The sequence below is a fragment of the Autumnicola patrickiae genome, from assembly GCF_031846525.1.
Lineage (GTDB): Bacteria > Bacteroidota > Bacteroidia > Flavobacteriales > Flavobacteriaceae > Autumnicola > Autumnicola patrickiae.
In genome coordinates this window covers 200184-212624 of the sequence record NZ_JAVRHM010000001.1, presented here as the reverse complement: position 1 = coordinate 212624, position 12441 = coordinate 200184, and the positions used below count along the sequence as shown (strand labels likewise).

11 protein-coding genes and 2 tRNA genes are annotated in these 12441 nt (G+C 36.7%); 9 read left to right on the top strand and 4 right to left on the bottom strand.

Annotated features, from left to right (window positions below; translation table 11 throughout):
• Positions 1–101: 101 nt before the first annotated feature.
• The 3 genes from RM549_RS00945 to RM549_RS00935 all read right to left on the bottom strand — a co-directional run bounded on the left by RM549_RS00945 (position 102) and on the right by RM549_RS00935 (position 2830).
• Positions 102–953 carry a hypothetical protein gene (locus RM549_RS00945; RefSeq protein WP_311679771.1) on the bottom strand — a complete coding sequence of 284 codons (852 nt, stop codon included), beginning with the start codon at positions 951–953 and terminating at the stop codon, positions 102–104.
• A gap of 228 nt (positions 954–1181) precedes the next feature.
• Positions 1182–1640 carry a c-type cytochrome gene (locus RM549_RS00940; protein WP_311679769.1) on the bottom strand — a complete coding sequence of 153 codons (459 nt, stop codon included), beginning with the start codon at positions 1638–1640 and terminating at the stop codon, positions 1182–1184.
• Between the two features lie 5 nt (positions 1641–1645).
• Complete coding sequence (locus tag RM549_RS00935; protein WP_311679767.1) at positions 1646–2830, bottom strand: PQQ-dependent sugar dehydrogenase; 1185 nt, start codon at positions 2828–2830, stop codon at positions 1646–1648.
• 201 nt (positions 2831–3031) lie between these two features.
• On the opposite strand from RM549_RS00935, the gene RM549_RS00930 reads away from it, so the two are divergent.
• The 5 genes from RM549_RS00930 (at position 3032) to RM549_RS00910 (ending at position 6425) form a co-directional block, all read left to right on the top strand.
• Positions 3032–3274 (top strand): GIY-YIG nuclease family protein, encoded by a 243-nt coding sequence (locus RM549_RS00930; protein WP_311679765.1) that lies wholly within the window; start codon positions 3032–3034, stop codon positions 3272–3274.
• Positions 3260–3334: transfer RNA gene (locus tag RM549_RS00925), tRNA-Pro, on the top strand. The genes RM549_RS00930 and RM549_RS00925 overlap by 15 nt, the downstream gene beginning before the upstream one ends.
• Positions 3335–3578: 244 nt before the next feature.
• On the top strand, positions 3579–3938 hold the full coding sequence (locus RM549_RS00920; protein ID WP_311679763.1) for a DNA-binding transcriptional response regulator: 360 nt from the start codon (positions 3579–3581) through the stop codon (positions 3936–3938).
• A complete protein-coding gene (locus RM549_RS00915; protein WP_311679761.1) occupies positions 3938–4984 on the top strand; it encodes a hypothetical protein in 1047 nt (348 codons plus the stop codon). The genes RM549_RS00920 and RM549_RS00915 overlap by 1 nt, the downstream gene beginning before the upstream one ends.
• Complete coding sequence (locus tag RM549_RS00910) at positions 4974–6425, top strand: glycosyltransferase family 2 protein (protein ID WP_311679759.1); 1452 nt, start codon at positions 4974–4976, stop codon at positions 6423–6425. Before RM549_RS00915 ends, RM549_RS00910 begins: the two co-directional genes overlap by 11 nt.
• On the opposite strand, the gene RM549_RS00905 is transcribed toward RM549_RS00910, so the two are convergent.
• The gene (locus RM549_RS00905) at positions 6422–7669 is read right to left on the bottom strand and encodes a YaiO family outer membrane beta-barrel protein (protein WP_311679758.1); all 1248 of its coding nucleotides are present in this window, start codon (positions 7667–7669) and stop codon (positions 6422–6424) included. The two genes, RM549_RS00910 and RM549_RS00905, sit on opposite strands and share 4 nt — an antisense overlap.
• A 186-nt stretch (positions 7670–7855) precedes the next feature.
• On the opposite strand from RM549_RS00905, the gene RM549_RS00900 reads away from it, so the two are divergent.
• The 4 genes from RM549_RS00900 (at position 7856) to RM549_RS00885 (ending at position 12324) form a co-directional block, all read left to right on the top strand.
• Positions 7856–8716 (top strand): aldo/keto reductase, encoded by an 861-nt coding sequence (locus RM549_RS00900; protein WP_311679756.1) that lies wholly within the window; start codon positions 7856–7858, stop codon positions 8714–8716.
• Positions 8717–8805: 89 nt separating this feature from the next.
• Positions 8806–8879, top strand: a tRNA-Pro gene (locus RM549_RS00895).
• A 248-nt stretch (positions 8880–9127) separates the two neighbouring features.
• Positions 9128–9985 carry a site-specific integrase gene (locus tag RM549_RS00890; protein ID WP_311679754.1) on the top strand — a complete coding sequence of 286 codons (858 nt, stop codon included), beginning with the start codon at positions 9128–9130 and terminating at the stop codon, positions 9983–9985.
• Entirely contained in the window at positions 9964–12324 is a 2361-nt protein-coding gene (locus RM549_RS00885; RefSeq protein ID WP_311680650.1) for a GumC family protein, read from the top strand. Before RM549_RS00890 ends, RM549_RS00885 begins: the two co-directional genes overlap by 22 nt.
• Positions 12325–12441: the final 117 nt, after the last annotated feature.

Below are 12441 nucleotides of genomic sequence, written 5' to 3'. Positions count from 1 at the left end.
TTATTATAGTTTTTTGCAAATAAAATAAAATTTCACTTAGAGAAATAAAAAAAGTCAGGTTTTTAAACCTGACTTTTTTGAACATCATCTTAATTTTTTAATTATGGACAATTTCCATCCTCACCAACAGGTCCGTCTGTTTCAAAAGATAGTTCTGAATCCAAATTATCAAATTTAGAATCATAAACAATATTACCCTCTATACGAGAACATGAATCAGTGTCATTACCAGAAAAATAGGTGTGAGATCCAGTAATATAAAACGGTCCACTATCTCCAGAACCTTGTCCATCCACTTCACATGTAGTTAATCCAAATGCTCCATCACAGTTACTTTGTTCAGCTGATCCATAAAATATATCAGATCCAAGTGTGAATTGGAACTCCCAATCTGACTCAGGATTATCTATTCCGCCTACTAAAATTGCGTTAAAAGTCTGGGATTTACCAGCTCCAAGGTCTGGATGAGTATCACAATCTAAACACCAGTAAGTTCCTGTTCTTGGGCTCACAGGAGCCTTAGAGGTTTCTTTAATAATCATGACATCTCCTTCTTTTCCCATGTACGTTACATTAGATACCACGGGATCAGATCCATTTTCCTCTACACTAAAATCAAAAGAGAAATCCTCTCCTGAGAAATGAATAGATTCAGTGGATGATTTAGATGTTTTGTCAGCTTTAACAGCTTTCACATCACCACTTTGCATAAAGAAAGATGCTGCAGGTTCACTTTTTCCATCAATCTCAATAAGAACTGTAGCTCTCAGCTGTCCATCAAGTGTTGTGAAAACACCTTCATAAATACCAAGATTCGAATTGTCATAAAGACCTTCGGCTACCTGGGTTTCAAGATCTGCTGCTGTTTCCGGCTCGTTGATCTCATTAACTTCATCATTGGAGCACGATGCTATCATCGATCCAATGAACAAAAATGTAAATAATTTTTTCATAGGTTTAATTTTAATTGATTTAAAAACTTTTGTCAAAGAAAGTGAATTTGACAGTGCAATAATAATGATTTTAGTTAAACGTTTCGCAAAAAATGTGAAAATTGTAAGAAAAAATTTAGTTCTAATGGAGTCATTATCAGCTATCACAAGTAAAAGAGGTTCAGTAAGGGCTGTGAATGGAAAGGAAGTCGTTTAAGTGTAGGGAATCTCGTTTAAATGCTTTTAAAGCTATTCCTTAACTGCAGCAACTTCTTCTACGGTAACCATTTTGTCTATATCATTGCTCCAGGAATTCATTATATAATTCATAGCATCAGCTACTTCCTGATTACTTAAACCCATTGGGGGCATGAGGTTATCATAGGTCTCTCCATTAACGTTAATTTCTCCTTTTAATCCATATTTCACCCCGTGAATACTTTCTCCACGCTTTTCAGTAAGCCAATCGGAGCCATCAAGCGGAGGATAAGTGCCGGGAATACCTTTACCTGTTGGCAGGTGGCATGTTGCACACAAGTCTGAATAAAGTTCTTTTCCTCTTGTAATACTTTCTTCTAAAGGCGATTTAGATGCTGATTGTTCTGAAGAAGGAATTGTATAAGATTCTTCCTCTTCCTGATTTTCTTTTTTGTCAGACTTACAGGCGAACAGAGATAAGGTAAAAGCAATAAATAATATTTTCTTCATCAGTATTATTCTTCGGTGGTTAATTTAATTATTCCTGTACCTTCTATAGCCGCATATATTTCTCCATCTTGCCCCTGTCGAATATCTCTTACCCTGCCAATATCTTCAAGAATTCTTTCACGTTTCTCAACTTTCTTGCCGTTTAAAGTAAGGTGCTCAATATATTGAAACTTAAGAGACCCAACTAAAAGATCTCCTTTTAAGTCTGGAAATTTATTTGAAGTAATATAAGCCATACCACTTGGAGCAATAGAGGGAAGCCAGTAGAAAATTGGATCTTCCATTTCAGGATTAGAGGTTTGGTCGGTAATCGCACCACCACCATAATTTTCTCCATAAGTAACCTCAGGCCAACCGTAATTTTCTCCTCTTTTTATAACGTTTATTTCGTCGCCTCCCTGGGGACCATGTTCGTGTACCCATACTTCACCTGTTTCAGGGTTAAGAATTATTCCCTGTGGGTTGCGATGACCATAGGAGAAAATTGCCTTTTTAGCTGCATCGTTGTCTGTAAAAGGATTATCATCAGGAATACTTCCGTCATCATTTAACCTGTATATTTTTCCGTTATCACGGGTTATATCCTGCGGATTTTCATCCCTGGCACCACGGTCGCCAGAACTAAAGTATAAGTAACCTTCTTTATCAAATACAATTCGAGACCCAAAATGCTGTCCTTTTGTGGTATTAGGACCGGCTTTGTATAGTACTTCTTTATTTGTAAAACTTCCGTTTTCGAGTTTAGCACGCATAATTGCAGTATTCCCTCCTTCTTCTGAGCCTTCTGGAGAAGCATATGAAATATAAATCCATCCGTTATTCTCATAGTCAGGGTGCAATACGATATCAAGAAGTCCGCCCTGTCCACGATCATAAACTTCGGGAACACCTTTTATTTGTTGCTTATTTCCATCTTTAAAATGAATAATATCGCCACTTTTTTCAGTAATAAGCATAGACCCGTCTGGTAAAAAGGTAAAGCCCCATGGAATTTGCATATCAGAAACAACCACCTCATAAGAATAATTTCCAGAAGTTGATTCTGCCGGAATAGGTTCCGGAACAGGATTTTCAGTAGAGGTTTCTTCTACATCATCCGGGCTTGCAGTAGCAGTGTCACCATTCTTATCATTTTCTCCACATGCATGTAGAGTAATTGTGGCAACAAGCATAAGAAATGTTTTTTTCATAAAATTTTTTTGAGAAAAAGCGTTAAAAAATCTTTTTCGTAAAACGAAGATATAAAAATAATAAATTTTATTGCAGACTGGAGAGAATTATTATATTTGCATCCGCTAAGGATTTATAGATGACCATCGGGGTGTAGCGTAGCCCGGTTATCGCGTCCCGCTGTGGCGGGAAGACCGCGGAGGTAATATTTAGATTAAAGGATGATTGTTTACATTCTTTATAGTGATAAAAGTTCAAGATATTATGTAGGTCAGACTGCAGATATTAAAGAAAGACTGAAAAGACACAATTCCAGGAGAGTAAAATCTACTAAGCATGGAATTCCCTGGAAAATAGTTTTGCAAATTGAAGTTTCTGATCGTTCTATTGCGATGCAATTGGAGACCAGGATCAAGAAACGTGGGGCAAAACGATTTAAAGATGACCATCGGGGTGTAGCGTAGCCCGGTTATCGCGCCTGCTTTGGGAGCAGGAGGCCGCAGGTTCGAATCCTGCCACCCCGACAAAAAAAGCCTTGCACCAACGTGCAAGGCTTTTTGTTTTGAGGATCTTATGTAATGATAAGATCTCTTAATGCTGTAAAAATTTTTACTGAAAATGTCTTAATCCAGTACTAGATTTTACACGCGTATTATATAAGTAAGGAAAATTAAAATTTCAGCTCTAAGTATTTCCAGACTTTTTTCTATAGACTGTAAGATATTTAGAAATAGTAGTATATTTCGATGTTCCAAATATTATGACTTTTTGAAATTTAAACAAGCTCTGGTAATACAGGAAGATATTATAATTCTAAAGATTCTTGAGCGCCTTGCAATTTCCAATTCCTTTCGTTGCAAAGCAATTTCTTCTTTAGAACATTTAGATATTGAAGATCAGAATACTAATTTTAACGTCATCATTTCAGATATTCTGTTTGATGGTATTGCTCCTTTGGAATTTGTTTCTCAGGTTCAGGAGGTTATTCTTCACCAGAATTTGCTTATTGTAACAAATATGGGGCAGGAAAAAATTAAAAAGGAGACTATGGCTTTAAAAGGTATAGCCGGATTCTTTCATATTCCCTTTAATTTAGACGAAATAGAGAAACTAATCCAAACTTATTAATGGAGCTGGCAATACTTTTTCTAATTCTTAAAATTAGTCTTTTGCTGCTGGTCGTTCTTTGGGTGAGTATTGGTTCTATTATGTTTTATCGGAAAAGAAGGATCCGAAAATTACATCTGATAGAGGATACTTTTGCCGAAGTAGTTAGTAATTATCTCTATCCAGATAAAAATAATCCGGTTTCTTTAATAGAAATTCAGCGCCTTATGCGAAAAATCGGGATAAGGGAATCCAAAATGATGAATGTACAATACCTCATCACTTTGATGATTAGAACACAAAGGTCGATATTGGGCAAAAATCACGATAGACTTAAACAGCTTTACACTCAAATACCACCTTACCGTGCTTCCATATCCAAAGTAAGGGCTTATGGCTGGTATAACAAAGCCTGTGGAATAAGGGAAATTTACGAGATGAATCAAACCCAGTACTTACAGGAAATTTTACCTTTAAGGAACCATAAAAACCTGTATGTTCGTCGTGAAGCGCAAATCGCCCTGGTAGTTTTTATGGGATGGGATAGTTTGCGGTTTATACCTTATCTAAAACAAAAAATAACATTGTGGCAACAAATAAAAATCGTAGAAAAGCTTTATGACCTTTATAAAGAACCACAAGTAGAGTCTTTGAGAAGGATTTATGGATCAGACAAAGTATTTGCCAAACAATTAATTATGCGTATTGTAAGAAAATACGGCCTTGTAAGTGAGATAGATTATATTTTGTCTCATTTGGATCATTCTAATTATGAAGTAAGGGAAGCGGCTATATACTGTCTCAACAGCTTTAAGCTGAATACTCAAATTGAATATATTAAGAGCGTCTTTCAAAAAATTCCGGTAGTAAACCAGCAAAGGCAGCTAATGGATTATATTTATCAGAATTCAGAAATTGATTTGAATTTTTATATGAATCTCTTAAGAACCTCTAATGATGAAATTAAATTAAAGTCAGCTGAAATCCTTTGGAATAATGGCTATAAGGAAAATGTTCAGGAATTCTATCTTCAGCAGTATTCAAATTCCGGGGTTCATGCAGAATAATCTGTTTAATTTCTCCTGGGGGGAAGTCGTTTTTTGGTCGGTTAATTTCTTCTTCTTCTTTTATGGGCTTATCCTGATGAGTATTTACTTCACTGGGATAATCCTGGCAAACAGGGCTATAAAAAGAACAAAACAACGTTCCATCTTTTTAAATGTAAAGGATATTGTGGGGGCAACAGATATCCCTTCAATTACATTAGTGGCTCCTGCGTATAATGAGGGACTAACTATAGTAGAAAATGTGAAGTCCCTTTTATCTATTCAATATCCATACTATGATTTTATCCTGGTAAATGATGGAAGCAAGGATGATTCTTTACAAAAATTAATTGATGAATTTGAACTTGAACAGGGAGATGCGACATTTATCACCCAACCAATCCCAACTGCTTCTGTTAACTATATTTATAAAAGCCGAAATAAAAAATATACTCACCTTACAGTAATAGACAAAAATAACGGCGGAAGGGCAGATGCCTTAAATGCCGGAATTAATTTTGCAAACAGCGAACTGGTAATATGTACAGATGCCGATTGTATTATTGAACAGGATGCTTTATTAAAAATGGTGAGACCCTATCTGGAGGAAGATAACAAGGAAATAATAGCTTGTGGCGCAGGTATAGGTATAGCAAATGATTCGGTTGTAAAAAATGGGGTTTTAAAGGAACTAAGGTTGCCAGAAAACCTTGTACCCATGGTCCAGGTTGTGGAATATATAAGAGCATTTTTACTGGGTCGTATGGCGTGGGGGGAAATCAATGGATTAATGCTGGTATCAGGTGCTTTTGGAATGTATCCTCTCAAAAGAGTTATCGAAGTAGGAGGTTTTGATGCTAAAATGGTAGGGGAGGACCTGGAGTTGTGTATCAGGTTAAGAACCCATATGGAAGATTTAAAAATCCCTTACAAGGTGGTATATCTGCCGGAAACCCTTTGCTGGACAGAAGCTCCTCCCACTTACCAGGTCCTTATTAATCAACGGGACAGGTGGTCCAGAGGATTGTGGGAGACAATGAGCATTCATAAAAAGCTATTTTTAAACAGGAAATATGGACTTATGGGAATTATTTATTTCCCTTACTGGCTTATTTTTGAATTTGGTGCGCCTTTAGTGGAATTTTTAGGAATTATTGCAATTATTGTTTTTGCAGTAATGGGGTTGATAAACTGGCCAAATGCTATACTTATATACGCTTTTATCTATCTCCTGGGCTGTCTGTTTTCCACTGCTGCCGTATTAATGTATATCAAGAGTTTCGACCACTATACAAAGCCACGACAGGTAATAGAATTGCTGTTGGCATCTTATCTGGAGCCTGTTCTATATCACCCGGTTTTAGTTTATGGACAAATGAAAGGGTATTACAAAAAATTATTCAATATAAAATCTGGATGGGGAGTTATGACAAGAAAAGGTTTCAAGATTTCTGAAGATTAAAACCTGTAGCGGTACATGACATTAGCAAGAAACTGATTTCCCTTGGTTTCGGCATTTACATCTTCGTAGAGATAGCCTCCGCCTAATTGAATAATATGATGTATACCTAAAGATTTATTGATACCAATATTAAAGTAATAGGCTTCCAGCCCTGGATTATTTTGTACAGAGGTATAGATTACCCCTTCATCGGGAGAAATTCCGCTTCCCAACCTTCCGAAGAAAAAATTATCTGCGTTTCCAAAGTAGTACCGGATGTTAAACTGATAATTTTGTACCAGTTGATTAAGTCTTTCAGGCCCAATAAAAGTCCTGGCATTAAGATAAAAACTTCCCTGATAGGCAGTAAGACCTAAAATGCCCGTAAAAAAACTGCTGTTGTCAAAGCCAAGAAGTCTTCCCCCAACTTCGGCTTCAAATATTTGAGCGAAGTTATAAAAAAGCGAAGCACTTCCGCGGTAATTAGGAAAAAGGGTCCCATCAGAAAAGCCTGCATTTATAAAACCATACATTCTGTCGTTAATTACAGGATAAGCCTCCAGTTCGTATAAGGTTCCCTGGTCATAAGCTCTGTCTGTGTAATTTACTCTTCCAATAACGGCAGTACGATTTAAATTGTGCTGAAATTCTGCACTTATTGTGTGCCATGACTCCCTGTTGTAATCTTCGCTAAAATTATTTAGCTGATAGTTAAACGCAATCTCATTAGATACTGTTCTGTTTAAAATTATTTGAAGCACATAGCGATCGGGACCAGAAATTCCTGTGTCTTCTATACTTTGAAATGCTATTTCCCTCGCTTCTTTTCTTCTTTTCAATTTCAGAAGTAGCTGTGCTTTCTGAATTTTTATAGAAGTATCATTAGGATAAATTTCTTCCAGTCTGTTTACAAAATTTAGGGCCTTCTCTTTATCAGTAAACTTACCAATCCTTTGCAAAGCAAGAGGTTTTGTGTCAACGTATTGGGGCGCTTCCTTCAGTAAAAGCTCTAAATCATCATCAGCTTTATTAAGATCACCAAGAGCCCAGTAATTCCTTACCTGGAGGATCCTGATATCATGATATTCCGGGGCAAGTTCAAGGGCTTGATTGGTTAGCCTTAGTGACTTATTAAATTCCTCCTCCTTGTATGAATCAAGGGCTTTATAATAAAGGGAATCTGTATTTGTTTCTGTTGTTTGTTGAGCTGTAACCGTCTGCGGGGTGAGACATAACGCAACTAGGAAAAATAAGAAGTTCTTCATATTTGGGGATGATGCAAATTTCTTCAAAAATATGGTAATATAGGGAACTAACTATTTTTTGAGGTAAGTTTTTATAAATGAGTTCAGTAAATTTACTTTGATATGTCTGAGGCTCTCAAATGTGGTAATTCCCTTCATTGTTCAGATATTTCAGTATATTCTACATCTTATTTAAATTTTGAAAGCATGCATATAACAAATATTGAAGGGACTACTAAATTGAGTAACGGAGTGAAAATGCCATGTTTGGGACTTGGCGTCTATAAAGCTAAAGATGGTGATGAAGTGATAAACGCCATACATGCTGCATTAGAAGTGGGTTACAGGCTTATTGATACTGCCAGTATGTATAAAAATGAAGAAGGGGTGGGGGAAGCTATCAGGTCCAGCGGAATCCCGAGAGAAGAAATATTTGTAACCAGTAAGGTTTGGAATGATGATGAAGGTTATGAAAACACGTTAAATGCTTTTGAAGAATCGCTGAAGAAGCTGCAGTTTGATTATCTGGATTTGTACCTGATTCATTGGCCAACCTCAAAATATCTAGAAACCTGGAAAGCTATTGAGAAATTGTACAGGGACGGAAGAGTAAAAGCAATTGGAGTATGTAATTGCATGAAACATCATATGGAAGGAATTAAAAATACTTCTGAAATTGTTCCCATGGTACTTCAAAATGAATTTCATCCAAAGCTTGTTCAGCAGTCTTTAATAGATTATTGCGGAAAAAATAATATTCGGTATCAGGCTTGGTCCCCACTAATGCGGGGGAAAATATTAGAAACTGAAGAATTAATGCACCTGGCAAAAAAATATGATAAGACGGTGTCACAGATGGTTATTCGCTGGAGTTTACAAAAAGGAGTAATGACTATACCTAAAAGTGTCCATAAGGAAAGGATCTTTGAAAACTCGCAGGTCTTTAATTTTGAAATTTCTGCTGAAGATATGGAGCGTATTGATTCTCTGGACTCACAAGAAAGAACAGGAGCACACCCCGACAATTTTATGGAGCATTTTGCAGAAAAACAGAAAAACAAAAAGTAAAATTCCTTTTGAAAAATGCGAATAACCTTATTTATTTGCACTTCCTTAAATGAAGACAATTTTCGTCTTTACTCAGGATACTTTTAATTCGGGATGTGGCGCAGTCTGGTAGCGTATACGTCTGGGGGGCGTAGGGTCGCAGGTTCAAATCCTGTCATCCCGACTTTTTAACATATCAATTTAACACATTTAAAAGGTAATTATATGATTTTCATGTGATTACCTTTTTGTTTTACCGTAAAATTTAACAAATAACGTTAAAATAAATGTGAGTTAATCGTGAGTTTAGCACTTAATCGTGAGTTAATCGTGAGTTATTTTTTCGTATTTTTAATGAGCCGATGCTTCTAAGATGTATTAGTAATTTGACTTTTGTACCCTTAAGAATTGTTTCATTTAAAATGCTTAAACATGCGTACCAGTCAAACCTTTTCTATTTCTTTTTTCGTCCGTAAAAAGAAAGAACAATCAGACCTAGCACTCCTTTATACCCGAATTACCGTTAATGGTAAATCGCTAGAAATTAGTTTAAAACGTACTATTCCTTTGGATAAGTGGAATCAACCGGCCAATAAACTGAAAGGAAACAGTATAGAAAGTCGGCAGATGAACAAGAAAATTGATGAAACTCGAACGCTATTATATGAAGCGTACGACAGACTTGTGAAAGAAGATCAAGTTGTTACTGCTCAGGGTGTTAAAGTCAGGTATTTAAAGAGTGATGAACAACATCTTACGCTAATTTATTTAATCAGTTACCACAAAGAGAAAATGGAAAAGGTTCTGAAGTATGGAACCATGAAAAACTATAATACGACCGAAACCTACCTAAAGGAATATTTAAAAAAGCGACTGAAAGTTCCAGATATCTACTTGAAGCAAATCAACTACCAATTTACCTTAGGATTTGAAAATTTTTTACGTGCGTTGCCGAAACTTCATAATAATGGTGTAATGAAGCACATGGAGCGTTTCAAAAAGTTGATGCGTTTGGCCGAAGATTTGGATTGGATTGAAAAAAATCCTACGAAAAGATTCAAGCTGCACTTTGATCAGGTTGATATGGTTTATTTATCTAAACCAGAACTAGATAAGATCAAAAACGAAATTTTTGAAAATGCAGTTCTAAGTATAAATAGAGACATTTTTGTTTTTGCCTGTTATACAGGCTTGGCTTATGCTGATGTTAAAGCCTTAAATAAACGACATCTCAACAATATACCCCAAATCGCCCACAGGAAGAAGAAATCGACCTTAGGGAAGAACTAAGTAAATACCTGCGTTACTGGCCCTGGTTTTGTGCTGCGGTGCTGTGTTTTTTAGTAGCTGCTTTCCTGTACCTGCGCTATACCACTCCCAGCTACAATACCACCGCGAGTATCATTATAAAAGATGATGAGGGAAAATCGCCTTCTTCTGAACTTGCTGCTTTTGCAGATTTGGGACTAATCGGCGGGATGGGTACCAGCAGTATTGAAAATGAGATTGGCCTTTTAAGATCAAGGCGCATGATGCATAATACTATTAAAGCGCTGAATGTAAATGTTCAGTTTTTTAATGAAGACCTTATAAAATCTTCCGAGTTATACCTAAATGTTCCTTACCAGCTAAGTATACTTCAGTTAAACGAAAAAGCTTTGCAGAGAAGCCTTGCCAGCGGAGAAACTTCTTTTAAAATTAGAAGGAACGAAGATGCGCTTGTGCTTCAGAATTCAGAAACTGAAGAACGTTATAAGGTGAAGTATGGAGAGCCTGTAAATTTAGGTTTTGCAGACGTGGTAATATCTGAAAATGAAGATTTTTCGTTGGAATCCCAGGAAGAATTTCCTGAAAATATTCTCATAAAGTTTTCTACCATAGAAAATGTTGTGGAAAACTACAGGGAAAAGCTGCAGGTAAATCTTACGGACAAGAACTCCAGTCTTATTGAACTAAGCCTTGAAGATCCCGTAAAGGCAAAAGCCCGCGATATTCTGGATCAATTGGTGCTTGAATATAACCGGGAAGCCATAGAAGATAAAAACCTGATAGCAAGAAATACAGCGCAGTTTATAGATGAACGGCTGGCAATTATAAATGAGGAACTGGATTCTGTTGAGACAGGAAAGGAAGAATTTAAAGAGGCCAACCAGCTTACCAATATAGAAGCAGAATCTGCACTTTTTATAGAAAATGCCAGTGAATATAATAAAAGACAACAGGAGGTAGGAACTCAGCTGGAATTGAGTAACGCCATGATAGATTACCTCACTTCCGGTACTAAATCTGATCTTTTGCCTGCTAATCTTGGGATTCAGGAAGATGGAGTAAATCAGCAAATTCAGGAGTACAACACCCTGGTACTGGAGCGAAACCGCATCCTGAGTGGTTCTACGGAAAAAAATCCTGTAGTGAAACGATTAGATAGTCAGATTGATCAAATGAAGGCGAATGTTCTACAGGGTTTACAGCGCATGCGCTCCAATTTAAGAATTGCGCAAGAGGATCTGGACAGGCAGGCTGCTTCCATAGGCAGTAAGATATCTGCTGTTCCTGCCAAAGAAAGACAATTCAGGGGTATTGAACGCCAGCAAAATATTAAAGAGGCATTATATCTTTTTCTTTTACAAAAGCGGGAAGAAAACTCACTGTCGCTTGCAGTAACGGCACCAAAAGCCAAGATTGTCGACATGGCTTACAGTTCAAGAAATCCCGTTTCACCAAAACCTAAAATCATCTTACTTGCTGCTGTAATTCTGGGTCTTCTTGTTCCATTTCTTTTTATTTATCTAAAGAACCTGCTCAACAATAAAGTAAGGAGTAGGGAAGATATTGAAAAGGTGACTAAAGAAATACCGGTGGTCGGGGAAGTACCTAAGCTGGAAGGCAAAAATACAGAGCTTATAGAAAAAAATGACAGGTCTGTCCTGGCAGAATCTTTTCGGATTCTTGTCACCAATTTACAGTATTTGCTGGTAAACGCAGGTAATAAAAAAGAAGGCATATGTTTATTTGTGACTTCTACTGTAAAAGGGGAAGGTAAAACTTTTACGGCTTTTAATTTGGCTATGACGCTGGCCAACAATGGTAAGAAGGTTCTTATTATGGGAGGTGACCTAAGGAATCCGCAGTTACAGCGTTTTGAAAAAGGTGCAAAGGAATGGCAGGGAGTGAGCGATTATCTGGTAAGTGACAATTTGTTATTATCTTCTTTAATTAAACGATCTGCCTTACATGATAATCTGGATCTTATATCCTCAGGAAGTGTCCCTCCCAACCCGTCAGAATTATGGAGGCATCAGAAAACAGAGAACTTATTTGCTGAAGTCAGATCGCAATATGATTATGTTATTGTAGATACGGCACCTTCTATGCTGGTAGCCGATACTTTCCTGATAAATAAGTATGCAGATTTAACTTTATATCTTGTAAGGGCAGGATATACTGAAAAGAAACTGCTCGAGTTTCCTGTAGATGCAAAGAACGACGGAAAACTTCACGATGTAAGTTTTGTGCTAAATGATGTAGAAACCACTTATTTTGGTTATGGTAATAAGTATGGTTACAATTATGGGCAAGAAGAGCTGAGTTTATGGGGGAAATTAAGGAGTAAGGCTGCATTCTGGTAAGAAATCATCCTTCTACTTATTCTAATTATATGTACTGCTTCAAAACGATGGCAGTGGGATTTGGTATAGAATATTACACCAAGAGCTTTTAATCTTCTGCAGATGTCAAAATTTGTT

What these genes read in the sequence shown, in the direction of transcription:
- RM549_RS00900 (WP_311679756.1), top strand. Translation starts at nt 7,856, where the DNA reads ATGCATATAACAAATATTGAAGGGACTACTAAATTGAGTAACGGAGTG.
- RM549_RS00905 (WP_311679758.1), bottom strand. Translation starts at nt 7,669, where the DNA reads ATGAAGAACTTCTTATTTTTCCTAGTTGCGTTATGTCTCACCCCGCAG.
- RM549_RS00910 (WP_311679759.1), top strand. Translation starts at nt 4,974, where the DNA reads ATGCAGAATAATCTGTTTAATTTCTCCTGGGGGGAAGTCGTTTTTTGG.
- RM549_RS00935 (WP_311679767.1), bottom strand. Translation starts at nt 2,830, where the DNA reads ATGAAAAAAACATTTCTTATGCTTGTTGCCACAATTACTCTACATGCA.
- RM549_RS00915 (WP_311679761.1), top strand. Translation starts at nt 3,938, where the DNA reads ATGGAGCTGGCAATACTTTTTCTAATTCTTAAAATTAGTCTTTTGCTG.
- RM549_RS00945 (WP_311679771.1), bottom strand. Translation starts at nt 953, where the DNA reads ATGAAAAAATTATTTACATTTTTGTTCATTGGATCGATGATAGCATCG.
- RM549_RS00940 (WP_311679769.1), bottom strand. Translation starts at nt 1,640, where the DNA reads ATGAAGAAAATATTATTTATTGCTTTTACCTTATCTCTGTTCGCCTGT.
- RM549_RS00930 (WP_311679765.1), top strand. Translation starts at nt 3,032, where the DNA reads ATGATTGTTTACATTCTTTATAGTGATAAAAGTTCAAGATATTATGTA.
- RM549_RS00890 (WP_311679754.1), top strand. Translation starts at nt 9,128, where the DNA reads ATGCGTACCAGTCAAACCTTTTCTATTTCTTTTTTCGTCCGTAAAAAG.